20 protein-coding genes are annotated in these 23,650 nt (G+C 34.8%); 6 read left to right on the top strand and 14 right to left on the bottom strand.

All coding sequences use genetic code 11. The features are described from left to right. Nucleotides 1-26 precede the first annotated feature (26 nt). Nucleotides 27-3,674 carry a T9SS type A sorting domain-containing protein gene (locus tag AAT17_RS03810; protein ID WP_082586892.1) on the top strand — a complete coding sequence of 1,216 codons (3,648 nt, stop codon included), beginning with the start codon at nucleotides 27-29 and terminating at the stop codon, nucleotides 3,672-3,674. A gap of 55 nt (nucleotides 3,675-3,729) precedes the next feature. Here the strand turns inward: AAT17_RS03810 and rluF are convergent, their stop codons facing one another. Next, nucleotides 3,730-4,461, bottom strand: a complete 732-nt coding sequence (gene rluF / locus AAT17_RS03805; protein WP_060522991.1) for a 23S rRNA pseudouridine(2604) synthase RluF — start codon at nucleotides 4,459-4,461, stop codon at nucleotides 3,730-3,732. Between the two features lie 101 nt (nucleotides 4,462-4,562). On the opposite strand from rluF, the gene AAT17_RS03800 reads away from it, so the two are divergent. Next, entirely contained in the window at nucleotides 4,563-5,006 is a 444-nt protein-coding gene (locus AAT17_RS03800) for a hypothetical protein (protein WP_253279793.1), read from the top strand. A 28-nt stretch (nucleotides 5,007-5,034) separates the two neighbouring features. Beyond that, nucleotides 5,035-5,475 carry a hypothetical protein gene (locus tag AAT17_RS03795; protein ID WP_157539219.1) on the top strand — a complete coding sequence of 147 codons (441 nt, stop codon included), beginning with the start codon at nucleotides 5,035-5,037 and terminating at the stop codon, nucleotides 5,473-5,475. On the opposite strand, the gene AAT17_RS03790 is transcribed toward AAT17_RS03795, so the two are convergent. The 3 genes from AAT17_RS03790 to AAT17_RS03780 all read right to left on the bottom strand — a co-directional run bounded on the left by AAT17_RS03790 (nucleotide 5,472) and on the right by AAT17_RS03780 (nucleotide 7,477). After that, nucleotides 5,472-5,936, bottom strand: a complete 465-nt coding sequence (locus tag AAT17_RS03790; RefSeq protein ID WP_060522989.1) for a hypothetical protein — start codon at nucleotides 5,934-5,936, stop codon at nucleotides 5,472-5,474. The two genes, AAT17_RS03795 and AAT17_RS03790, sit on opposite strands and share 4 nt — an antisense overlap. Beyond that, entirely contained in the window at nucleotides 5,936-6,403 is a 468-nt protein-coding gene (locus AAT17_RS03785; protein WP_060522988.1) for a hypothetical protein, read from the bottom strand. The genes AAT17_RS03790 and AAT17_RS03785 overlap by 1 nt, the downstream gene beginning before the upstream one ends. A 99-nt stretch (nucleotides 6,404-6,502) precedes the next feature. Next, nucleotides 6,503-7,477 (bottom strand): fasciclin domain-containing protein, encoded by a 975-nt coding sequence (locus AAT17_RS03780; protein WP_060522987.1) that lies wholly within the window; start codon nucleotides 7,475-7,477, stop codon nucleotides 6,503-6,505. A 166-nt stretch (nucleotides 7,478-7,643) separates the two neighbouring features. On the opposite strand from AAT17_RS03780, the gene mnmA reads away from it, so the two are divergent. Further along, complete coding sequence (mnmA, locus tag AAT17_RS03775; protein WP_060522986.1) at nucleotides 7,644-8,840, top strand: tRNA 2-thiouridine(34) synthase MnmA; 1,197 nt, start codon at nucleotides 7,644-7,646, stop codon at nucleotides 8,838-8,840. Nucleotide 8,841: 1 nt separating this feature from the next. Further along, nucleotides 8,842-10,404 (top strand): S8 family serine peptidase, encoded by a 1,563-nt coding sequence (locus AAT17_RS03770; RefSeq protein WP_060522985.1) that lies wholly within the window; start codon nucleotides 8,842-8,844, stop codon nucleotides 10,402-10,404. Between the two features lie 5 nt (nucleotides 10,405-10,409). Here the strand turns inward: AAT17_RS03770 and pyrF are convergent, their stop codons facing one another. The 10 genes from pyrF to AAT17_RS03720 form a co-directional block, all read right to left on the bottom strand. Continuing rightward, on the bottom strand, nucleotides 10,410-11,219 hold the full coding sequence (gene pyrF / locus AAT17_RS03765; RefSeq protein ID WP_060522984.1) for an orotidine-5'-phosphate decarboxylase: 810 nt from the start codon (nucleotides 11,217-11,219) through the stop codon (nucleotides 10,410-10,412). Nucleotides 11,220-11,298: 79 nt separating this feature from the next. Next, nucleotides 11,299-12,375, bottom strand: a complete 1,077-nt coding sequence (gene prfA / locus AAT17_RS03760; RefSeq protein WP_060522983.1) for a peptide chain release factor 1 — start codon at nucleotides 12,373-12,375, stop codon at nucleotides 11,299-11,301. A 77-nt stretch (nucleotides 12,376-12,452) separates the two neighbouring features. Beyond that, on the bottom strand, nucleotides 12,453-13,631 hold the full coding sequence (locus AAT17_RS03755) for an AIR synthase related protein (protein WP_060522982.1): 1,179 nt from the start codon (nucleotides 13,629-13,631) through the stop codon (nucleotides 12,453-12,455). Between the two features lie 164 nt (nucleotides 13,632-13,795). Further along, nucleotides 13,796-15,982 carry a glutamine synthetase III gene (locus tag AAT17_RS03750; RefSeq protein ID WP_060522981.1) on the bottom strand — a complete coding sequence of 729 codons (2,187 nt, stop codon included), beginning with the start codon at nucleotides 15,980-15,982 and terminating at the stop codon, nucleotides 13,796-13,798. Between the two features lie 116 nt (nucleotides 15,983-16,098). Beyond that, entirely contained in the window at nucleotides 16,099-17,052 is a 954-nt protein-coding gene (locus AAT17_RS03745) for a calcium/sodium antiporter (RefSeq protein WP_060522980.1), read from the bottom strand. A gap of 41 nt (nucleotides 17,053-17,093) precedes the next feature. Next, a complete protein-coding gene (locus AAT17_RS03740; protein ID WP_060522979.1) occupies nucleotides 17,094-18,122 on the bottom strand; it encodes a hypothetical protein in 1,029 nt (342 codons plus the stop codon). 2 nt (nucleotides 18,123-18,124) lie between these two features. Then, nucleotides 18,125-20,158, bottom strand: coding sequence for a S41 family peptidase (locus AAT17_RS03735; RefSeq protein ID WP_060522978.1), 2,034 nt, complete (start codon nucleotides 20,156-20,158; stop codon nucleotides 18,125-18,127). Between the two features lie 154 nt (nucleotides 20,159-20,312). Beyond that, complete coding sequence (locus AAT17_RS03730) at nucleotides 20,313-21,005, bottom strand: DUF2490 domain-containing protein (protein ID WP_060522977.1); 693 nt, start codon at nucleotides 21,003-21,005, stop codon at nucleotides 20,313-20,315. A 57-nt stretch (nucleotides 21,006-21,062) separates the two neighbouring features. Next, a complete protein-coding gene (locus AAT17_RS03725) occupies nucleotides 21,063-21,692 on the bottom strand; it encodes a phosphoribosyl-AMP cyclohydrolase (protein WP_042278981.1) in 630 nt (209 codons plus the stop codon). A 361-nt stretch (nucleotides 21,693-22,053) separates the two neighbouring features. Next, on the bottom strand, nucleotides 22,054-22,779 hold the full coding sequence (locus AAT17_RS03720; protein ID WP_253279792.1) for an SUMF1/EgtB/PvdO family nonheme iron enzyme: 726 nt from the start codon (nucleotides 22,777-22,779) through the stop codon (nucleotides 22,054-22,056). Between the two features lie 186 nt (nucleotides 22,780-22,965). Between AAT17_RS03720 and fsa the strand changes: the two genes are divergently transcribed. Next, nucleotides 22,966-23,622 (top strand): fructose-6-phosphate aldolase, encoded by a 657-nt coding sequence (gene fsa, locus AAT17_RS03715; RefSeq protein WP_060522975.1) that lies wholly within the window; start codon nucleotides 22,966-22,968, stop codon nucleotides 23,620-23,622. The last annotated feature ends 28 nt before the right edge of the window (nucleotides 23,623-23,650 follow it).

Raw genomic sequence — 23,650 nt, 5'->3', positions numbered from 1 at the left:
ACTTTCTGAAACCAAAAAGCTTAACCATGAAAATAAAACTACTTACCTTACTTTTATTAGTATGCAGTATGAGCTATGCTCAAACAAGGGCAAACGATGCTACTGCAGAAATTTGTGATGATCTATCTAATGATGGTGTCGAATTATTTGATTTTACCTCTTTAGAAAACGATATTTTAGGATCACTTAATCCATCTGATTTTACGATTACGTTTTACAACAATATGTCCGATGCCTCAAATGGAGTTAATTTTTTTACTAACCCATCGAGTACTCCTGTAAGTATTCAAAACTCTCAATACTTTGCAAGGGTATTTGAGACTGCTACCGGAAATTTTGATGTGGTTTCAGTATTTGTAATTTTATATCCAACTCCTTTGCCTACGACAGTTCAGGCAGTAACTGTATGTAGTGCACAAAATCCAGGTAGTGGCTTTTTAACCTCACGTGTTGATATAATTAATGAGATTAATGCCATAGCATCAACTAGTCCTATGATAGAAATATTCTTATCTCAGCAAGATGCAGATAATGATATTAATCCCATTTCCTCAAATGCGAGTATTCCCGTAAGCCCAAATGGTACCAGTATTTTTCTTAAGCAATATGGTGATCCTAATTTTCAATCCGATTGTTGGGTAATTGAAAATATAATCGTTTATCCTAGATTGTGTAACGCTACAAGTTCTCCGTTACCTGATTTATTTGAATGCCTAACTCCTGGTAGTAACACCAGCTGCTTCGATCTTTCTCAACAAGACTCGTTAATATTATCAAATTCAAACCCAGTTAATTATTCTATCTCTTACCATCTTTCACAAGTTGATGCAGATAATAATTTAAACCCAATAGCCTCACCATACTGTACAAGTTCTATTGATTTAATATTTGTTCGTTTTGAAAATATAGATGTTAATACAGTTGATACTTCTATGACATTTAATGTCATAGGTGTTCCCGAACCGCAAAATTATACTTTTCCTACTGTTGAAGGTTGTGATAGAACTGGATCTGGAATAATTGATTATGATGCATTTGCCATTTTAACGGAAGTACAATCACATTCTTTACCCAATGGTGTTGCCTCAGCCAATATTTCCTATCATTTATCTCAGCAAGATGCGGATGCTTTCATAAATGCAGTTGGCAGTCATGCTGGTTTTACAGCTTCTAATACTCTAAATACCATATTCGTAAGAGTAGAATATGACCCTAGTTTGTGTTTTTCTGTATTTCCTGTTAGTGTATCACAAACAAACAATTGTTTAGCAATTAATCCTCCAATTGATCTTACCGATTGTTTGGACTCAACAACTGGTTTAAGCTGCTTTGATTTGACCTTAAATGATAGTGTAATTCTTGCAGGACAATCATCAAGTTCATTTACTGTAACCTATCACAATTCACTGTCAGATGCGCAGTCAAATGTAAATGCTATATCAAATACAAATAATTACTGTGTATCTACCGATCAACAAGTATATGTAAGATTAGAGGATAATCTTACAGGAAATTACGGTGTTGATTTTTTTAATCTTTCAGTAGCTCCCACTTTAATAGATAATAATCATAACCTTCCTGACTTAGTGGAATGCGATGACGATCTTGATGGTGTCATTGACTTTGATCTAACAGAGAGTTCATCCCTTTTGTCCTCTTCAAATAGTGTTGAATTCTATTTAAGTTTAAATGACGCTCAAAATCAAGTGAACCCAATTGCAACACCAAGCTCCTATACTGTTGCTGGTATAGCATCATCGGCTTCTATTGATATTTTTATCAGAGAATTAATTCCATCAGGTTGCGATGTTGTATATCCTATTGAATTAATTGCCAATGCAAATTGTAATTCTGCTTATAGATGTAGTGATGCTGTGGCCTTGTGTAACCAACTAGGGCAAGCGCAACCTAATGTATTCGGAAATATTTTTGCCGAAGCTGGTAATTATTATCCATTTTCGCAATCATCGGGTCCTAGAAATCCATCTTGGTATTACATTCCTATTGAATCCAGTGGCTCTCTTACACTTGAACTATACCAAAACACTTCACCTACCTTCAATGGTCAAGGATTAGATATTGATTTTGCAATTTATGGGCCGTTTACAAATCCTACTCAAAACTGTGGTTCATTAACAGCAAATGATCTAATTGATTCTAGTTTTAGCCTAGCAATGCCAGAAATTGCTACAATTCCAAATGCTCAAGCTGGGGAATTCTATTTATTACTAGCCAGTAATTTCACGCAACAACCTGGGTTTTTAAAATTTGAAATAGCCTCAAGTTCATCGGCAACCGTAAGTTGTGATGGAATACAAATGAGATCAATACTTGATGTAAATGCAAATGGAGTAGTAGATAACACAGATGTTCCTTTTCCTCTTGGAACGTTTGGGTGGGAATTGAACTCTAATGGATCTATCATGAACATTGCTACACCCGATGGAGAATTTGAAATATATGACATAGATCCTACCAATAGTTATGATATTACTTACGATATTTTTTCAGCCTATAATACGTCATATACAGTAGCTCCAGCTTCTTATACTAATCAAACCATACCAAATGGTAGTGGTTTAACAACTCGTGATTTCTTAATAAGTGCAGTTAATAGTTATGAAGATATAGCTATTTATATTATTCCTAATCAACAACCTAGACCTGGATTTACTTACACTGAAACTATTGTTTATGGTAATTTAGGTCCATTACCTGTTTCCGTAGGACAAGTACAAGTAGATGTCGATCCCTTAAATACAATTATTTCAGTGAGTGATCCTAATGCTACAGTTACGGGTAATCAAATAAATCTTAACTATTCAAATTTGTTGCCTTTTGAGTATCGAACTTTTGAAGTAGCAATGCAGGTACCTGTTATTCCAACCGTGAATTTAGGAGACATTTTATCTAATGACGCAAGTATTACACCTGTTGCCAATGATCTCACGCCTAATAACAATGTAATAAGTAGTAATCAAGTCATAATCGGTAGTTATGACCCTAATGATAAAATGGAAAGTAGAGGACCGACAATCAATCTACAAGAATTTACAAACGACGATTACTTTTATTATACGGTTAGATTTCAAAATACAGGAACAGCTAGTGCTATAAATGTTAGAATAGAAGATGAGCTAGATGCTCAATTAGATTGGGAATCACTTGAAATGATATCATCCAGTCATCATTATTCTATGCAGCGTGTTGAAAAGGATGTGACTTGGAGATTTGACAACATAATGCTGCCAGATTCATTGTCAAACCCAGTTGGAAGTAATGGTTATGTTTACTTCAAAATCAAACCACAATCCGGCTGGACAAATGGGACGGTTATTCCTAATACCGCAGAGATTTACTTTGACTTTAATCCTCCTATAATTACAAACACTTTTACGTCAACCTTTACAGTTCCTTTAAGTGAACCTCAAGTAGATCAACCACAGTTCACTGTGTTCCCTAATCCTGCAACTAAACAAATAACGGTATCTTGGGAACGTTCTTTGGATAATGGATTAATGCGTATTTATGATGTTAGTGGAAAGGTCACGCTTTCGCGAAAGCTAAATAACCAGCATACAACAGTTAATATTGAGGAGTTAAGTGCAGGAATGTATTTCATCGAAATAGAGCATAACGGCCAGAAACATCAACATAAGTTGATTAAGCAGTAAATAGGAGAGATACATAAAAATCAAAACCAGCAATTAAGCTGGTTTTGATTTTTTATTATTCGAACGTCTTAGTACTACTTGCGGTAAGCCGTCTTATTTCAGATAATTCTACTTTAGTTAGGTCGCGATATTGTCCCACAGGAATATCCAGACTCACGTTCATGATTCGTATTCTTTTAAGCTTAGTAACTCTATAACCCAAATATTCACACATACGGCGTATTTGTCTATTGAGTCCTTGCGTGAGAACAATTCTAAAGCTTTTTTTTCCTAATTGTTCTACTTCGCATTCTCTGGTAACCGTATCAAGGATGGGAACACCACTTGCCATTCTTTTTATAAAACGGTCGGTTATCGTGTGATTTACATGAACTATATACTCTTTTTCATGACCGTTACGAGCTCTTAAAATCTTATTTACAATGTCACCATCGTTAGTCAAAAAAATAAGCCCTTCACTCATTTTATCTAATCTACCTATAGGAAAAATACGAGTAGGATAATTTATATAGTCAATAATATTATCCTTTTCTACACGAGTATCTGTCGTACAAACAATTCCTACCGGCTTGTGTAATGCTATATAAACTGGTTTTTCTTTTTTACTACTTACTTTTTCACCATCAACGGCAACTTCATCACCAGGCAGTACTTTTGTTCCCATTTCAGGTACTTGACCATTAATTGTAATGCGTTGCTGTTCGATTAGTTTATCGGCTGCACGTCGTGAACAAAACCCTTGTTCACTGAGATACTTATTTATTCTTATTCCTTCCTCTTGTGACATGTTGCAAAGGTAGTGAAGTGCTATAATTAACTTTTGCTTGAGAGTTTAATCTTAGCTGGTTTGTAACATAATAATGTGATTTAATACTAATAAAATAAAAAATGCATCAATCAGGGACACAAACAGCGCATGGTTCCAACCAACCGCAAAATTATAGACCTAGCCAACAACAGGATCAGGTTAATTTATTCAGTACCTTGTTTTTAGTAAAGGGAATCTTAAACTTACTATTGTCCTTATTGTTTTTGATTTATATAGGATTAGGAAGTTTTATGACTTTTATTCCAATAGAAAATCAAGAAACTCCTTTTAATCCGGGAATTATTTTTACAGTTGTTGGTATTATTGGATTAGTAATTTGTATTGTATTTGGGATCTTAACTATAAAAGCCTCTAATAATCTTAAAAAGAGAAAAGGATATACCTTTATTATAGTTATGGCAGTATTAAATGCACTTACAGGAGTTCTGGGTATTTTACTGTGTGTATTTACTATTATTGAAATTAGTAAACCACATATTAAAACAACTTTTGAAGATAGCTAGTTATAAAATTAAATCACCTTAACTCTATATGGAAAACCATATAAGAATATATTATAAACCATCAGTTTTATATAACAATCGAATGATTGCGCTATTGTTTATGGGATTGGGATTAGTTCTATTTATAATCTCATTGATTTTTGATGATGCTAAGGATATAAGCTGGTTTAGTATAGGTTTGGGTGAATTTATTGTTGGTATATTAATGTTTGCATACCATAAATATGAGGTGTACAAACAGTATTTAACCCTTACAGAAACAAGTATAAAAAAGAATACTCTATTTGGTAAAGAAGTACAATTTAAAGATGTTAATCAGGTTAAGGAGTTTGCAAATGAGATTACTGTTATCTCTAAAAGTTCTCAAATTGTCATAGATACTGAAGTTATACAACCCGAATCATTGAAAAGATTAAAAAAAGCATTGCATAACAAAGGATTGTCAATAAATAAGATTGAGGTAAATTAAATTGCTCTTTTATTAATATCAGCTATTATTTTCAGATGATGATGAGTATGAATACGCAAAAATCTTAAAGTTTGTTTCTTATTTAAATCTTTAAATAGTGGATGATTAAAATGAGCTTTCTTGTGAGTGTTTTCACTTTTTGACAACAAGACTTGTATTGATTCTAGTCTTTTCAATAAGTCATCTTTTGAAATCTCTGGCAAGGGAACAACTTGTTTTGGAGCCTTACCTTTACCTCTTGGAATGTAACCAGTGAGCAATATTATTTTTTTCCAAAAATTAATTCTAGGGGAAAAGTCTTCTGGTTTGCTGGTGATGAGAGTTTCTAGAACGCCTTCAATTACTCTTAAACTATGATCAAGGTGCCAGTAGGTACCTTTTTTTGAAACGCTAGCCGCAACTAAATTACCTTTATCCAGCTCTGTTGCTATAGTCTTTAATTGATCTTTAATACTCTTCATTACAAAACATTTAGAATAATAAAATCTTTATCTTGAAAATGATAAGGTTCACCAGACTTCTTATTTCTTATTGCGACTCCTAGAGGAGATTTTAAACTCAATGCAAAATAGCGTTGCTCATCTACCATTACCGCGCCTAGACCAGCGCTTATGTAGAAGATCCCGTTATGTAAAATGACTAAAGATCCAGTGGTAACTACATCCTGCTTTTTAAAAGGATCTATTTGTAAAAGTTCATTGAGTAAACGTTTACTAGTAACCAATTGTGAATCAATAAGATTTTCTTGATTATGAATCATAGCACGGCCAGTCTCATATTTATCGCCTGCGCTACTTTTGGTTTCGTTGTTTTTTGCGTCTTGTAAATCTGATAGCTGTTTAGTCAATCTATCAATTTGTTCACCTATAAGCATCATACACTTATGATGAATTTTTTCCTTAGTTTTTAAATAATCACCTTCATTCATGTAAAGTAAATATACTCAATTAAGCCTTAAATGAGAAAAGGCCAGTGATTAAGCAATCACCGACCCTTTCAATCTACCAACCAAGGTTTTAAATATCTTCTATGGTCTTAGTACAAAATCAATTGCGTGTACTACACCGTTAATACCTGTTACGTTAGTAACAATTACGTTAGTTTCAGTATTAGTTCCATCTGTAATTACTACTCCATTTGTAGTATTGATAGTAAATGTTCCCATTGTTATTGGATCTACAACATCACCATCCATGATTGCCTCAGCTCTTACAGCTGCTCCAGATACTACATGATACAATAGAATATCACTCAAGTTATTTAATGCTAATACATCATTAATATTATTAAGTCCATCATTAGGATCTGCATCAATTAACGCTTGGAAAGCATCGTTTGTAGGAGCAAAAACAGTGAATGGTGGAGCAGGAGTTGCACTAGCATCTGTAGCAGATAATGCCGCAACTAGACCTTCTTGTGAAACTGCTGTAACTAAGTTACCGAAAGCTGGATTGTAGACAGCAAGATCAGCAACTGTAGGTAAAGGAATAACTGCATCCATTACGTGCACCACACCATTATCAACTTCTATATTTACTTGAGAAGTGTCAATAGCTGCATTGTTTACGGTAAATGCTGATGCATCGATATAAGCATCTAGGTTATTACCACTAGCATCAGTCGCCGATGTTTTTACATAACCGTCAACTAGATCACCACTTCTATTAACCGATCCTAAAACATGATTAAGAAGTACGTTTCTTAATACATCTGTTGGTACCGCATCTAGACTTGCAAATCCATTAGCACTTAAAAAAGTAGTAAACGCCGTATCAGTTGGAGCAAATACGGTAAAAGTACCATTACCATCTAGAGTTGCATCTAGACCAGTTCTTTCTAGGGCAGCTCTTAATGATGTGAAGTTTGAGTTTGAAACAGTTAGGTCGTAAGCACTGTTATTTGAGTCAATGATGTTATCGTCATCATCGTCACAAGAGGTTAAGGTAAGTGAAGCTATAGCAAGAAAGCTAAATAGCAATGATTTAAGGTTTAAGCTTTTCATGAGTATTGTTTTTTATTTCATTTCAAAGAAACGAAAAGGTTTTCGTTATTTGTTTAATTATCTGTTAAAAAGATTAAACAAATTATAATAGAATGAAATTGAACCACTATAAAGAGAAAAGATACTAGAATGAGAACTGCACAAATAGTTGCATTATTTTTGCATCATGGCAAAAGTAGTAGTAGGACTTAGTGGTGGCGTAGATAGTAGCGTCGCTGCACACTTGTTAAAGGAACAAGGTCACGAAGTAATTGGTTTATTCATGAAGAATTGGCACGATGATTCTGTGACTATAAGTGATGAATGTCCTTGGTTGGAAGATTCAAATGACGCTATGCTAGTAGCGCAAAAGTTAGGAATACCTTTTCAAACGGTAGATTTAAGTGAGCAGTACAAAGAGCGTATTGTAAATTATATGTTTGACGAGTATGCAGCTGGTCGCACGCCTAACCCAGATGTACTTTGCAATCGTGAAATCAAATTTGATGTCTTTTTAGATATAGCTCTGGAGTTAGGAGCCGATTTTGTAGCAACTGGTCATTACTGTCAAAAAAGGACTAGTATGCTAGATGGTAAAGAAATTCACCACTTAGTCGCCGGTGCCGATCCTAATAAAGACCAAAGCTATTTCCTTTGTCAAGTATCTCAGGAACAACTAGCACGTACTCTTTTTCCAATTGGTCACCTGCAAAAGCCCGAAGTTCGTGAAATAGCAGCCGCCCAAGACTTGATTACGGCTGGTAAAAAAGATTCTCAAGGACTTTGCTTTATTGGTAAAGTGCGTTTACCAGATTTTCTACAACAACAACTCAAGCCTAAAGTAGGAGATATCGTAGAGGTGCCAGCAAGTGTGAGCTTGCAAAAGTCGCAGGTGCCAGTAACCACTCTCGATAATGACGATGAGGTTGATGTAATTACGCTTTCGCGAAAGCGTACCTATCAAAAAACCGATGGTAAAATAGTTGGTTCACATCAAGGAGCTCATTTTTTTACTCGTGGACAGCGTAGAGGTCTAGGAGTAGGAGGAACTCAAGAACCTTTGTTTGTGATTGAAACAGATGTAGAAACTAATACTATATATGTAGGTCAAAGTAAAAGACATCCAGGTTTGTACCGTCGAGGTTTGTTTGTAAAAGAGAATGAAACGCACTGGATAAGACCGGACCTCGAAATAGCAGTAGGCGATAGTATGCCGGTGATGGCTCGCATACGTTACAGGCAAGAATTAGAACCTGCGATTTTGTATAGAAAAGAAAACGGATTGTACGTTATCTTTGATAATGAGCAAAGTGCCATATCTGCAGGACAATTCGTAGCTTGGTACTTAGATTCAGAATGTATAGGATCTGGAGTAATCGCATAGTATGAAAAAATGGTTGTTAATCTTATTTTTAATAAGCTATGGGCTAGATGCCCAAGACTGGCACGCTTGGGTATATTTTACTGATAAACCTAATGTTACTAGCTCCATTAACAACCCATCTACCATATTAACAGCTAGGGCCATAGCACGTAAAGCTAGACATGGAATTGTAATTGATCAACGAGACGTCCCTGTAAATCAACAATATGTAGCAGCAATTAAAAATGCTACGGGTATTTCATATAAGGCTCAATCAAAATGGTTTAATTGCGTACACGTTACTGGTGCCGAGTTAGACTTAAGAGCTTTAGAAAATTTGAGTTTTGTTGATAGAGTAGAGTTTGCAGATCCATCAAAAAGTATTTTATCCACATCTCAAGATAAATTTACTCGTATGTCCAGTGCTCCCTTTAATTATGGGAACGCCTCAAATCAAATAGTAATGATGGGATTGGATAATTTGCACAATCAAGATTACACAGGAGATGGTGTACATGTTGCGGTGATGGATTCTGGTTTCCCTAATGTAGATAGTATGTCTGGTTTTTCACAATTAAGAGGTCAGAATGGTATTTTAGGAGGTTATGACTTTGTAGATAGAAACGCTACATATGCTGATGATCATTTTCACGGTACTTGGGTATTAAGTACAATGGCTGGTCATATAACTGGTCAATTTGAAGGAGCCGCTCCTAATGCAAGCTATTGGCTTTTTAGAACTGAGGAAGCAGCTCAGGAAACCCCAGCAGAATTATCCTATTGGGTAGCAGCTGCAGAACGTGCTGATTCTCTAGGAGTAGATGTGATCAATACTTCATTAGGTTATCTGGCATTTGATAACGCTTCAGAAAGCTTGACTTATAATGATATGGATGGTCAAACTAGCTTTGCTTCACGTGGTGCAAACGTAGCTTTTGAAAAAGGAATGTTGGTGATTACAAGCGCTGGAAACTCAGGAAATTCGACTAATCATCCCTATATTTCTTCTCCTGCTGATGCTTCAGGTGCAATCGCAGTAGGTGCTGTTGACGCGAGTAGTCAACGTACAGTATTTTCAAGTATAGGCCCTTCATTTGATAATCGAATAAAACCAGATCTTGCTGCTCAAGGTGGTAATACGGCTATAATAGATCACAATGATAATTTAAGAACTGCAAACGGTACAAGTTTTAGTAGTCCATTACTAGCTGGTGGCGTAGCTTGTTTACTAGAGGCATTTCCTAATTTGACTCCACAGCAAATAAGGAGTGCGCTAGAACAAAATGCTAGTCAATCTAACTCGCCCGATAATCTTCTGGGTTATGGTATTCCTGATTTTGGCTTACTTTTTCAAACTCTTTCTCAACTAGATCAATCTACCAAGGAAGTTAAATGGCACGTAGTGAATCAACACCTTTATTTAGATAAAGAATTATACCCCAAAATTCAAATATATTCTATTCAAGGACAGCTGTTAATAGATGCTGAAAATTCTGGCAGAATAGTTTTAACGGCTTTATCTAAAGGGATTTACCTTCTTAAAGTTGATGAGAGTAGTAAGTGGTTAAAAATCGCAAATAAATAAATTAACTACAACAGATTAGCCATTTGCAATTGTAGTTGCTGCGCTTTATCGCGGGCAGCTTTTTCAAAATCCTCATTTGATGACGCGTATATTATTCCTCTGGAGCTGTTTATAAGCAATCCTACATTTGAAGACTTTCCATATTTAACGACATCTTCAAGAGAACCACCTTGTGCACCTACACCTGGTACAAGTAGGAACGAATTTGGAATGATTTTTCTAATATCGGTAAGGAACTCAGCTTTGGTAGCTCCTACAACATACATTAATCTATCACTATTATCGTATTGAGAGGCAGTCTGTAGTACTTGTTGATACAACGGCACACCATCAACTTGCTTAGTTTGAAAATCAAAAGCTCCCTCATTTGAAGTAAGAGCAAGGAGAATTGCGTATTTATTATTGAACTGTAAAAATGGTTCAACCGAATCTTTACCCATATAGGGTGCAATTGTAACACTATCAAATTCTAGATCTTCGAAAAAAGCTTTGGCATATCTTGTTGAGGTATTCCCAATATCTCCACGTTTAGCATCGGCAATCGTAAAGTGATTAGGATAGTTTTCATTAAGATAATTAATTGTTTTTTGTAAAGCTTGCCAACCTTTTACGCCATAGGCTTCAAAGAATGCAGTATTTGGTTTATAGGCTACACATAAATCATGTGTTGCGTCTATTATCGCTTTAGAAAATTCAAAAATAGGATCTTCTTTTTCTAATAAATGCGGTGGGATTTTATCTAAATCAACATCCAACCCTATACATAGGAATGATTTCTTTTTGTGAATTTCGTTGGTAAGTTGCTCTAGAGTCATTAGTTATGGTTTTTGATAAAGTCTGTTGAATTGATTTGTCTTGGTAAAAAGCATTGTATTAAAAAAAGTAAAGGATGGGTTATAGCCCATCCTCACTCATTTTCATTTTTTCTGTATTATCAACTAATTGTAATTCGTCAATAATTTTTTGAATATCACCGTTGATGATGTTATCAAGATCATAAAGCGTCAAATTAATTCTATGATCGGTCACACGTCCTTGTGGATAATTATAGGTTCTAATTTTTGCACTACGGTCACCGCTACTTACCATACTTTTACGGCGTTCAGAGTCGGCTTCCATTTTCTTTGCAAGTTCCATTTCATAAAGCCTAGATCTCAATACCTTCAAAGCTTTTTCTAGGTTTTTATGTGAGGATTTTTGATCCTGACAGCTTACAATCATTCCGGTAGGTTCGTGGTGTAATTTAATGGCACTGTATGTAGTGTTTACCGATTGTCCACCAGGTCCTGTTGAGGTAGTACGCTCAATACGAACCTCAGTCATATCTAGTTCTACATCAAACTCCTCAGCCTCTGGTAATACCATTACGGTTGCAGCACTTGTATGAACCCTACCTTGTGTTTCAGTTTGTGGTACTCGTTGTACACGATGTACACCAGCTTCAAACTTAAGAGTTCCATATACGTCCTCACCATTTACTTCAAAAATGATTTCTTTATAACCACCACTTGTACCTTCACTCACATCCATTACACTAGTACTCCAGCCTTTGCTAGAGCAGTATTTCTCGTACATGCGGTATAGGTCACCTGCAAAAATACTAGCTTCATCACCACCAGTTCCTGCTCTTATTTCCATTACGGCATTCTTGGCATCTTCAGGATCTTTAGGAATAAGCATCATGCGTATTTCTTCTTCAAGCCCAGGAATAGCCTCTTTTGCTTCATCATGTTGCATTTGAGCCATTTCTACCATATCTGGATCACTTCCATCGGCAAGAATTTCTTTTGCCTCATCTAGATTTGCTACAAGGGTCATGTACTCCTCGCGCTTGTCCATCAATTTTTTGAGGTCTTTATATTCTTTAGTAAGTTGTACATATCGTTTTTGATCTGCGATTACATCAGGTTGAATGATCAAATCATTTACTTCGTCAAAACGATTTTTTACTATGTTTAATTTATCTATCATGGTCTATCTCAAGTCTTGCGAAAATAATCAAAATTCGCTCTAGTTGTAGTTATTACGCTTTCGCGAAAGCGTAATATTTAATACTCAAAAGTTCCAAACTCACTTTTTATGGTAAGTTTTTTCTTATCTGCTGCTTCAACTCGTCCAATAATTTGAGCATCCACATTAAAGGATTGGGAAATTTCAATGATTTGTTGTGCGATATCCTTATCTACATACAGTTCCATACGATGTCCCATATTGAAGACCTGATACATTTCTTTCCAATCTGTGCCAGACTCTTCTTGAATCATTTTGAATAATGGTGGCAATTGGAATATATTGTCTTTTATGACATGTACGTTGTCTACAAAATGTAAAATTTTAGTTTGAGCGCCACCGCTGCAGTGTACCATCCCGTGAATGGAGGATTTATTTACATCGCTAAGAATTTTTTTGATAATAGGAGCGTAGGTTCTAGTAGGTGATAATACCAATTTCCCTGCGTCTAGAGGACTATTTGCTACTTGATCGGTAAGTTGTTTACTGCCACTGTAAACCAAATCTTCAGGAACTGCAGGATCGTAACTTTCCTTAAATTTTGATGCTAGAGTTTTATTAAAAACATCGTGTCTTGCACTAGTAAGTCCGTTTGATCCCATACCACCATTGTATTCACTTTCATAGGTGGCTTGACCGAAACTCGCTAAACCGACTATGACGTCTCCTGGTTTAATATTTGCGTTGTCAATAACATCCTTGCGATTCATGCGTGCTGTTACTGTAGAATCCACGATAATGGTACGTACTAGGTCGCCTACATCTGCTGTTTCACCACCAGTAGAGATAATTTCTACGCCGTGTTTTTTAAGGTCTTTAATGAGTTCCTCTGTACCGTTGATAATAGCGCTTATGACTTCGCCAGGTATGTTGTTTTTGTTTCTACCGATGGTACTAGAAAGTAAAATATTATCGGTTGCACCTACACATAATAAATCATCAACATTCATTATAAGAGCATCTTGTGCAATACCTTTCCATACAGTGATGTCTCCAGTCTCTTTCCAATACATGTAGGCTAGGCTGGATTTTGTGCCAGCGCCGTCTGCGTGCATGATAAGGCAATGATCATTTGATCCCGTTAAATGATCGGGTACTATTTTACAAAAAGCTTTTGGGAATAATCCTTTGTCGACATTCTTAATAGCATTGTGAACGTCTTCTTTACCTGCGCTTACACCACGCTGTGCGTATCTTTTAGAAACATCTTGACTCATGTTGCAAAGGTACTATTAGTTAGGTTGTTTTTTAGTATGAGATCTTCAAGTAATTTGATAGATATAAAACAGTTATTAAGAGAAATATGATACCACTACCTTATATAACTTTTATAAAAAAGCCCCAGAAAATTTCTGGGGCTTTTTGAGTTATTAAAGAATTACTATCTAGTAAATAATAATTCTCTGTATTTAGTTAAAGGCCAGATCTCGTCGTCCACTAATAACTCTAATTTATCACAGTGATAACGTATAACGTCAAAGAATGGCTTTACATTATCGCAGTAAGCTGCGGCCGTTTTTTCAGCATTCTTTTCGTTATTTGCTTTTTTACGAGCATCGGTCATGTCAGTAATTCCCGCATTGATTTTTTCAATGTGTTCTGAAATTGACTCGATAATGTTCATTTGCTCTTTAGCAATCTTCTTGAAATCCTTACCGTAAATTTCTTTTAAACCTTGAACGTTTTCAATTAAGGTGTTTTGATACTTTATAGCAGTAGGAATTACGTGGTTGCGTGCAATATCGCCTAGAAGTCTACCTTCTATTTGAATGCGCATTGCATATTCTTCTACCTCGATTTCATATCTAGCTTCACTTTCAACTTTGCTCATGATATTTAGTCTTTCAAACAGCTCAAGTGACTGTTTTGAGACTTTTGCTTTTAAGGCAGTAGGAGTAGTTTTATTATTACTTAAACCACGCTTTTTAGCTTCTTTCTCCCATGCATCACCATATCCATCACCTTCGAATCTAATCTTTTTAGAGTCTTTAATGTATTCTCTTAATACATTAAAGATAGCCTCATCTTTCTTAAGTTTTTTATCTTTAATTAAAGAGTCAACTTCTTGTTTAAATTCGATAAGCTGGTCCGCAACGATAGCATTAAGTACTGTCATTGGATTTGCACAGTTTGCAGTTGATCCTACGGCGCGCAATTCAAATTTATTTCCTGTGAATGCAAATGGTGAAGTTCGGTTACGATCAGTGTTGTCTAATATTACTTCTGGTATTTTGCCTACAACATTAAGTTTAAGGTCTGTTTTTTCTTGAGGAGAAAGTTTGCCATCAGTAACTTTTTCAAGCTCGTCTAAAACGTTAGTTAATTGAGAACCGATGAATACTGATATAATAGCAGGTGGTGCTTCATTTGCACCCAATCTGTGATCGTTAGAAGCACTAGCAATCGTTGCTCTAATAAGTTCTTCATGTTTATAAACTGCCTTGATGGTGTTTATAAAGAAAGTTAAGAACTGCAAGTTTTTCATAGGTGTCTTACCTGGTGATAATAAGTTTACACCTGTATTTGTAGCAAGAGACCAGTTATTGTGTTTTCCGCTACCGTTTACACCTGCGAAAGGTTTTTCATGGAAAAGAACTGTAAAACTGTGGCGAGCACTTACTTTTCTCATCACGTCCATTAGAAGCGAATTGTGATCTACTGCTAGATTTGCTTCTTCAAAAATAGGTGCTAATTCAAATTGATTAGGAGCTACTTCATTATGACGTGTTTTTACAGGTATACCTAAAAGCATACATTCAGTTTCAAGATCACGCATAAAATTCATCACTCTAGAAGGAATAGATCCAAAGTAATGATCATCTAATTGTTGTCCTTTGGCACTTGCATGACCTAAAAGAGTTCTACCAGCTAGAACTAGATCTGGGCGTGAATTTGCAAGAGCACTATCGATTAAGAAATATTCTTGTTCCCATCCTAAAGTTGCAGTAACCTTAGATACGTTCTTATCAAAATATTTACAAACGTCCGTAGCTGCTTGGTCTATCGTTTGTAACGATCTAAGTAAAGGTGTTTTGTAATCTAGAGCTTCACCCGTATAAGCTACAAAAACTGTAGGGATACATAAAGTGGTACCCATGATAAATGCAGGAGATGTAGGATCCCAAGCTGTATATCCACGAGCTTCAAATGTATTACGAATACCACCATTTGGAAACGATGATGCATCTGGTTCTTGCTGTACTAATTGTCCACCACCGAATTTTTCAATCACTTCACCATCCATTTCCAATTCAAAAAAGGCGTCGTGTTTCTCAGCAGTTGCACCGGTTAATGGTTGAAACCAGTGCGTGTAATGCGTAGCACCATTTTGTATAGCCCATTCCTTCATACCTGTAGATATGTGGTCTGCTACCTCACGGCTTATTTTAGAACCGTTAGTCATTGCGTCTAAAACACTTTTAAAAGCTTCTTTAGTAAGGTGCTGTCTCATAGCAGCCTTATTGAAAACATGCTTTCCAAAAATCTCGCTACGTCTTGCTGGTTCGTTAACTTGAACTGGTTTGCGATTCAAAGTTTCTTTGATCGCTTGAAATCTTAAAGTGGACATTTTAATAGATTTAATAAAAAATACAGTGCAAAAATACTATAATAATATAAAACACCCCTAAAAAATTAGGGGTGTGTTATTAACAAAACGTTATTTTATTGTGGTAACCCTATTTTTTATAGGGATTGGTAGGCAAGGTAAATAAACAATACATAAAGGGATAATAAAACTATTCCCTTAATTCTTGTAAGAGTAAACCACTTAGGTAAATAAGCTAGTGGTAAAAGAATAAGTGCAAAGCCTAACATCCAAAATATATCATTGGACATTAAACTGGGAGCATCTTCTGGGACATTAATAGGAGTAATTAAAGCTGTAATACCTAACACTGAACCTATATTGAAAATATTTGAACCGATAAGATTACCTAGCGAGATTGCTTTCTCTTTTTTGAGAGCAGCAATGATGGATGCAGCAAGTTCTGGAACACTAGTACCTACAGCTACCATGCTTATGCCTATTATGCTTTTAGGTATTTCTAATTTTTCAGCGATGTCAATTGCACCGGTAACTAACCATTCAGAGCCTTTCCATAAAGCCAGTCCGCCGATAGTTAGGAAAACAATGATTTTCCACCATTGACTTTCTTGCAATTCTTCATCCATTTCCTGAGAATCTCTATTACCTTTAGTTGCTCTTCTTATTAAAAGAACTAAGAACAATACGATAAGTCCTAATAATAGAAGTCCTTCCCATCGTTCCAGCATGTTTCCTGTGTAAAGGCACAAATAAAGTAAAATGCTAAAAAGAACCATCCATGGCCAATTAAATTTAAAGAAATCTCTTTCTATGGTCAAACTGGAAATAAGAGCTGTAACTCCTAATACTAATCCTATGTTTGCTACATTGGATCCTATAACGTTTCCTAATGATAAACCTGGAGACCCATTGAGAGCTGCTTGTACACTTACTATGAGTTCTGGAGCGCTAGTGGCAAATGACACTACCGTTAATCCTATTATCATTCTTGATAGATTTAGCTTTAAGGAAAGTCCAACTGAAGACCTTACCAAGAATTCACCACCTACAATAAGTGCAATTAAACCAAGAAATAGATAAAGTATACTCATAATAATTAGTAATCTTAATGATATGAAAGACTATCTATGGACTAGTCTTTAGGTATATGCTTTTGCACAAAGTTATCAAAAGAGTTGGCGATGCTAGTATTAAACTTATTTGCATTATTCACAAGGCCGCTTTGAGCCTTATTATAAAGTTTAAGCTTTTTATTTACTTCATCAACTTTTTTATTAAAATCATCTACCATCTTCTTAGTCCTTTTGTTGGGACTAGTTTTATCTAAGGTTGTCTTTAACTTTTCAAAGTCTTTTTGATAAATAAGAAAATCAGTAATAGGAGCAATGTAAGTATCGGCCATTTTAACGTAATTCTTGAACGATTTATTTATCGCAAGAATCAATGATTTATCATTATTAAAACCCTTGTAGGTTTTTAATTTCTCAATACCAGCAAGAGCTTCTGTTTTAAGAGCATTGGCATTTTGTTGTAAGCCATTTACATCTTGTTTTTCTAGTGATTGAAATAAGTAGATCTCGTTTATTTTAACTTTAAAGTAGATTAGAAAAAGGTCGTTTTTATAATCAAATACTTCACCTGCCTTGCGCATTTTATTCCCTAATTCAGATTCTTCATCGGTAAAGTTAATGTTGTTTTTATTTCCAAATTCTTTTACAGCTTTTTCGTATTGTAGTTCAACTTCGGCACTTTTTTCATCAAGAGCTTCTTGCGCTAGGATATAAGCTTCCATAGCATCATAAGATTCTTGTGCTATTTTTTCCAGGTCAATTACTTTTTCAAATTCTTCATTCATGATATCAATCCTGAATTGCATGATTTTTAAAGTTTCATTTTTGTACTCATCTCCACCTACAGTTTCAGCTTTTTTAATTCTGTTCATAGAATTATTAATTGCTTTTATCAATTGCTGTTTTCTTTTTTGGATGGTTTTATCTCTCTTTGAATGGGCAACTGCTTGGGTAAGTTTCCAACTGCGTTTGGAGATGCTACGGTATTCCTTATTCATAAAGTTTAAGTATTCTCCCATGTCGTCGAATTGTTGCGCTTTCGCGAAAGCGAAACTCAAAAGAAATAATAAGGTTACAAATAGTTTTTTCATAGTTAATTATTAAAGTTGGTTAATATGTGAATGCTCTCTTGCACGTAAGGATCGGAAGATAGTTGTAATTTAATTTCTTCATTGTACTCCTGATCAATAGAATTGTATTTTAATATTTCGGTAGTGCTTTCGTGATCTTCAACGGTGAACAACGCATCAGTATAGGAAATCTCTAAGTCAGAAATTAATGAGGTTATTTCTTGATAATGTTTGAATACACTTTCCAATGTGAGATCAAATGATTTATGAAATAGTTGATCAAACTTTTCACGTTGAAGATTCATTTTTTTGAAAACATCATTGTTCATTGTTCTTTTTGTGGATGAGGAAATGATGTTATCTAAATCTAAAGGAGCATTAACGGGAATTCTACTTGCTGCTTGTACATCGGGAACTTCAAATGGTTGAGTGAAACTGGGAGCATGTGCTGTTGTACTTGTTCCATCGGGCAGCGCTACATCTGGAGTAATTCCTTTCTCATTATGTGACTTTCCATAGATATTATAAAATGCTCCCGTGGTGAGTTTCATGAAACCGTCCTTGGGTTCATCCTCATTAACAGGTAGGACAATTTGCATTGTAGATTTACCATAAGTTGTTGAGCCTACAATAACACCGCGATTATAGTCTTTCATAACATTAGTAAACAATTCTGATGCAGAGGCACTGTATTTATTTACAAGGATCACTAATGGTCCACTGTAAGCAGCTCCTCGATTAAAATCCTTAAGGATTATGGGCTCCTCTTGATCGGTAGTATTGATTATCGATACTGGACCACGATTGATGAATAGACCAGCAAAGTCTACTGCTTCTTTTAAGGATCCACCACCATTGAATCTTAAATCAATTATCAATCCTGTGATATTTGATTGGATAAGCTTGTAAATTTCGGCAGCAGCATCATTTGCCATTCCCAATCCATCAGGCTTTTCTAAATCTGTATAAAAGCTGTTGATTTTGAGATATCCTATGGATCTATCGTTTAATAAGTAACCTCTTAGAAAATTTGAAATTACAGGTAGTTCCCTTTTATTAATGGTAGTTTCTTTTTGGTTACCATCTTTATCTTGTGTAATTAGAGTAATTGATTCTTGTGCCTCACTGTTGATTTTTTGATTTATTTCTGAGTTTGATAAACAGTTAAAATCAAGTTCGACGTCTTCTGTTTTAATTGAAACCACTACATCGTTCTCTTCGGGTAACTCAGTTTTTTCATTTAAACCTGTGGATAGTAATTCGCCAACTACCAGTTTGTTTGCCAGATTATCATCTTTCCTTAAAGAAATTCCAAAACTTTCTTGATTAAGACTAACCTCTTTTTCAAAAGACTCCTTTTCATTGATAGTAAAGTATCTTGTGTGCTTGTCCTGAGATAAGCCTATTGCATTAAGAAAACTTGCTTCTATCTTACGTTTTACTTCTATAGGATTATTGATTAAATATTCTAACTGACAAATAGATTCGTTTACTGCGTTAATTCGGTGCTCCGATTCTTGTTCTGGAAATTTGTCTAGAGCAATTTCTAGCTCTTTAAAATTTGCTGAATGAGAAAAGAAAATGGATAATTTCAATTGTTTTGTCCAAACATTTTCTAGTTCATTTTTTGGTATCCAATAATTCTCAAGATTTTTTCTTCTTTTGACTTGTTCAATCGATGTGTAATCTGGTTTAGTGGTAAGAAACCTCGTAAGAAAATCGTGCTTTTTGATTATGGATTGTAACATCAAGTTTTCATAAAACTTGGTATTGATGCAATCTAGGTTAATTAGAGAATTGAAATCTGCTTGTGCTTGATCTTGAATTAATTCAGACTGTTCTGAGCTTAGGAGTATATGGTCCTCGTCAAGTTGATTGACCAAAATTGTAGCCGCGCTAAGGTTCCAGCTTTTCTCTTTGAACTGTGGATTATAATGATGTTGTTCTATTAAATCAATAATTCGTTTTGATCTTTGACAAAATTCACTTTGAGATTGAATTAATTGTACGTTAAAAAAAAGGACAATAAAGAGAGGATTAAAAAAGGTTGGCTTCATGTTTTTTAAGGCTACAAATTTTGCAATTTGAAGTCTTCTATAGGTTGGTTAAAAACCAAAAATAAGGTATTTATAAAAATTTTCCCTTAGTAAGTTTATAGGCAAGAAGAGAAAAAAAGGAACACTAGAGGTGACCGGTGTTCCTTATGTGAAATTAGAAACTATGATGTAAACTAAATTGTAATTGACCTTTTTGCCAATTTACAGTGGTTTGTTCCATAAAACCAATTTGTGCTCTAAGATTATTTGAGATAGAATAACCCATTCCTATGTAGGTACGATTGCGGTCAAAGAATTGAACGCTGCGACCATCTCCAATTTTACGTTCACCATTTATAAAAATCTCATTGTAAAAAGCTGTATAAATGGCTCCTTTACTTAGGTTTTTCTTATTCCACGGTATGTTAACAAATAGATTATAACGATATCTCGTTCTAAAATCTTGATTTTCTACCCATCGCTGCTCATATCTTATGCGATGCGTAAGTAATAATCTGGTGAAGAGAGATTGGTTAAACAAGGCTTCTTGATATATCCTGTTTTCAGAAACAGGCGCGTCTATATCGGTCCCAAAGCGTCCCGTTGTGATATTGGCATATCCTAATGTAAGTTTAACACCGCTATCCTTTGGGGTATATGTAACTCCTGTTCTTAATAACAATTGTTCTCGATCGCCTAAACCTCTCCAGTCACGGTATTGGTAATCACCTTGAAGACCCCAATTCGATTCTTTAAATTCTGTATTCCAGAAATACATGTACCAAGCACCTAGTTGATCTTCATCGGGACCTTGTGCATAAGTAGAGAAAGAGAGTAGTAATACTAATAGTAAGATAATTTTATTCATAGGAAAATATTGAGAACAACCCAGTCATGTAGTGACCGGGTTGTTTAAAAGTATAAATTAATTAGGATTATATGGTAAAGACGACTGGTGAGCTACAATTCTTAGTTTTCCAGTTTTATCCTTTACATAAGCAAATGTATACTCCACTTTAGTTGTTGATCCTTGAAGGTCTGTAAAATAATAGTTACCCATAGCAATTGCCATTCTACAACTGTTGTTTATAATTCCAGTATTATCAAAGGTAACTTTATTATACGGCTTTATAGCAAACCCTTTGTCCTCTGGGTAAGCCTCGTTACCTGCAACAAAATAAGACAAGGCAGCATCAAAGCTTGATCTAAATTGGTCATCCGACGCTAGAGTAGGTTTAAAAAGAACGCTACTTAGGTCGTAACCGTACATATCCTGTATAAAGTCTGCAGCTTCACCAGAGTAATCGCCTTGATCAGTATAGACTTTTCCTATTCTTACAATTCCCTGACCCCATAATTTTTGAGCCTCTATAACTTCTCGTTCTGTAATACATTCATCCGAATAAAGTAAAGGATCGTGATCTGCGTTTGTGTTCAATGCTTCTTTCTGATTGTCCTCAGAATTTGTATTCATTGAATCATTTTGTGGATTTTGGCAATTGTAAAGAGCTATGAAACTCACTATTGCAATCAGATTTAAAAGTGTCTTTTTCATTTTTTTAATTTTTGATGGTGCAAATATCAGTTATGCTTTTATAAGAGATAGTAATACTATCACAAATGATTGTTTTACTTTTTAGTATAAAAGTAAGGTTTTGGTTGAGTTTTCCTTATTTATCAGCACTTTGTAGCATATAGGTTAAGAAGAAATCTTACTTATTGATTTAACATTAGTTAATAAATAGTAGGAAATGTATTAATATTACGTTTAATAAGAGCTTCATCACGAATACTCTTGATTTGGTGAAGTGTCTAATTTTTGTTCTCAATTATTTAAAGATGTAGATATTAACAAAAAAGGTCAGGCTAACTTTTACTGTAGTTAACCTGACCTTTTTAAATTGAAGAAGTTTAAATTATTCTACTTCACATATACATCTAAATCCATTTTGAAATTCTGATTTTTGATACACATTTGGTTCATAATCAAATAAAGGATTGTATTCTCCGGTTTGTGCGTATTCATTTAATTCAAATATGAATAATTGATCATCATCTTGCATTCTTTTGAATTCTTGAAAATCCCCATTATATCCATAAATCTGTTCTTTGTACCGTAATAGTTTATATTCTCTATCTAGTTTGTATTGAGCTGCCTTCATTTCGGCAACTGTAGGTAACCTATACGTTACTTTTGAAGGAAATCTATCTCTTTTCCGAGTATTTTTACTTCTTATAGCATAGACAGCATTTACCACATCTGTACGCCATTTACAATACATTTCAGCCTGTTCTTTATTAATTTGTACAACAGGATGCCATTGGTACCATGGTGCGCTGGTGTAATTATCGACATTAAGTTTGTTATTGATTAACTCAAATGGATTTTCATGGCTCATTGCCATATAAAGTCTAGTGTTACCTGACCAAGGAATAAAAACGCTATCGGGTTTAACGCCATAACTAGGAAGGTTCTTTAGTTCTTCATGCCTTTTTAAAGACCAGTAATTCTCCAGATGATCTAAAAATTCATTGTACATTAAATTTGTGACCGGTACTTTATCTATATACAAATTATCTGTAAGTTGTATCGTTCCAGGTGGAGTAGAAGGATCAACCTCTAAAGGGTCATATTTATCCATATTTCTATATCCACTGCAATTAATTAGTAGAAATAATATGAATAATAAACCTAGTTTATTAGGGATATTAGATTTGATCATAAGTTGTTAAAAACAAAATATTAAAATTGCCTCAAAAATAGGGTATTAATAAAGTATTGAGCATTTTTGTAAACCTATTTATTCAACAACAAATAAACACCACAAATGAAGTTTTTTATTGACACTGCAAATCTAGATCAAATAGCTGAAGCTCAAGATTTAGGGGTTCTTGACGGCGTAACTACCAATCCATCCCTTATGGCTAAGGAAGGTATTACTGGAGAACAAAATATTATCAATCATTACAAAGCAATTTGTGATATAGTAGATGGCCACGTAAGTGCCGAGGTTATTTCTACTGATTTTAAGGGTATGGTAGAAGAAGGTGAAAAACTTGCTGCGCTTAATGATCAAATAGTAGTTAAACTACCTATGATTAAGGACGGTGTAAAGGCTTGTAAATACTTTTCAGACAAAGGGATCAAAACAAACGTTACCTTAGTATTTTCTCCAGGTCAAGCTATTCTTGCAGCCAAGGCTGGTGCAACATATGTATCACCTTTTATTGGAAGGTTAGATGATATAAGCACAGATGGTCTTAACTTAATATCAGAAATTAGACATATCTATGATAACTATGGGTTTGAAACTGAAATTCTAGCTGCTTCAGTGAGACATACAATGCACGTTATTGACTGTGCAAAAATAGGAGCCGATGTTATGACAGGTCCTCTTTCTTCAATTGAAGGGCTTCTTAAACATCCTCTTACCGACATAGGATTAGAAAAATTTCTTGCTGATTACAAGAAAGGTAATTCTTAAAAAGAAACTATAAAAAAACCCGAATCAT

The organism is Nonlabens sp. MIC269, assembly GCF_001430865.1.
GTDB lineage: Bacteria > Bacteroidota > Bacteroidia > Flavobacteriales > Flavobacteriaceae > Nonlabens > Nonlabens tegetincola.
The sequence above is the reverse complement of the archived record's forward strand: the minus strand, read 5'-3'. Positions and strand labels throughout refer to the sequence as shown.

What these genes read in the sequence shown, in the direction of transcription:
- AAT17_RS03810 (WP_082586892.1), top strand. Translation starts at nt 27, where the DNA reads ATGAAAATAAAACTACTTACCTTACTTTTATTAGTATGCAGTATGAGC.
- rluF (WP_060522991.1), bottom strand. Translation starts at nt 4,461, where the DNA reads ATGTCACAAGAGGAAGGAATAAGAATAAATAAGTATCTCAGTGAACAA.
- AAT17_RS03800 (WP_253279793.1), top strand. Translation starts at nt 4,563, where the DNA reads ATGCATCAATCAGGGACACAAACAGCGCATGGTTCCAACCAACCGCAA.
- AAT17_RS03795 (WP_157539219.1), top strand. Translation starts at nt 5,035, where the DNA reads ATGGAAAACCATATAAGAATATATTATAAACCATCAGTTTTATATAAC.
- AAT17_RS03790 (WP_060522989.1), bottom strand. Translation starts at nt 5,936, where the DNA reads ATGAAGAGTATTAAAGATCAATTAAAGACTATAGCAACAGAGCTGGAT.
- AAT17_RS03785 (WP_060522988.1), bottom strand. Translation starts at nt 6,403, where the DNA reads ATGAATGAAGGTGATTATTTAAAAACTAAGGAAAAAATTCATCATAAG.
- AAT17_RS03780 (WP_060522987.1), bottom strand. Translation starts at nt 7,477, where the DNA reads ATGAAAAGCTTAAACCTTAAATCATTGCTATTTAGCTTTCTTGCTATA.
- mnmA (WP_060522986.1), top strand. Translation starts at nt 7,644, where the DNA reads ATGGCAAAAGTAGTAGTAGGACTTAGTGGTGGCGTAGATAGTAGCGTC.
- AAT17_RS03770 (WP_060522985.1), top strand. Translation starts at nt 8,842, where the DNA reads ATGAAAAAATGGTTGTTAATCTTATTTTTAATAAGCTATGGGCTAGAT.
- pyrF (WP_060522984.1), bottom strand. Translation starts at nt 11,219, where the DNA reads ATGACTCTAGAGCAACTTACCAACGAAATTCACAAAAAGAAATCATTC.
- prfA (WP_060522983.1), bottom strand. Translation starts at nt 12,375, where the DNA reads ATGATAGATAAATTAAACATAGTAAAAAATCGTTTTGACGAAGTAAAT.
- AAT17_RS03755 (WP_060522982.1), bottom strand. Translation starts at nt 13,631, where the DNA reads ATGAGTCAAGATGTTTCTAAAAGATACGCACAGCGTGGTGTAAGCGCA.
- AAT17_RS03750 (WP_060522981.1), bottom strand. Translation starts at nt 15,982, where the DNA reads ATGTCCACTTTAAGATTTCAAGCGATCAAAGAAACTTTGAATCGCAAA.
- AAT17_RS03745 (WP_060522980.1), bottom strand. Translation starts at nt 17,052, where the DNA reads ATGAGTATACTTTATCTATTTCTTGGTTTAATTGCACTTATTGTAGGT.
- AAT17_RS03740 (WP_060522979.1), bottom strand. Translation starts at nt 18,122, where the DNA reads ATGAAAAAACTATTTGTAACCTTATTATTTCTTTTGAGTTTCGCTTTC.
- AAT17_RS03735 (WP_060522978.1), bottom strand. Translation starts at nt 20,158, where the DNA reads ATGAAGCCAACCTTTTTTAATCCTCTCTTTATTGTCCTTTTTTTTAAC.
- AAT17_RS03730 (WP_060522977.1), bottom strand. Translation starts at nt 21,005, where the DNA reads ATGAATAAAATTATCTTACTATTAGTATTACTACTCTCTTTCTCTACT.
- AAT17_RS03725 (WP_042278981.1), bottom strand. Translation starts at nt 21,692, where the DNA reads ATGAAAAAGACACTTTTAAATCTGATTGCAATAGTGAGTTTCATAGCT.
- AAT17_RS03720 (WP_253279792.1), bottom strand. Translation starts at nt 22,779, where the DNA reads ATGGATAAATATGACCCTTTAGAGGTTGATCCTTCTACTCCACCTGGA.
- fsa (WP_060522975.1), top strand. Translation starts at nt 22,966, where the DNA reads ATGAAGTTTTTTATTGACACTGCAAATCTAGATCAAATAGCTGAAGCT.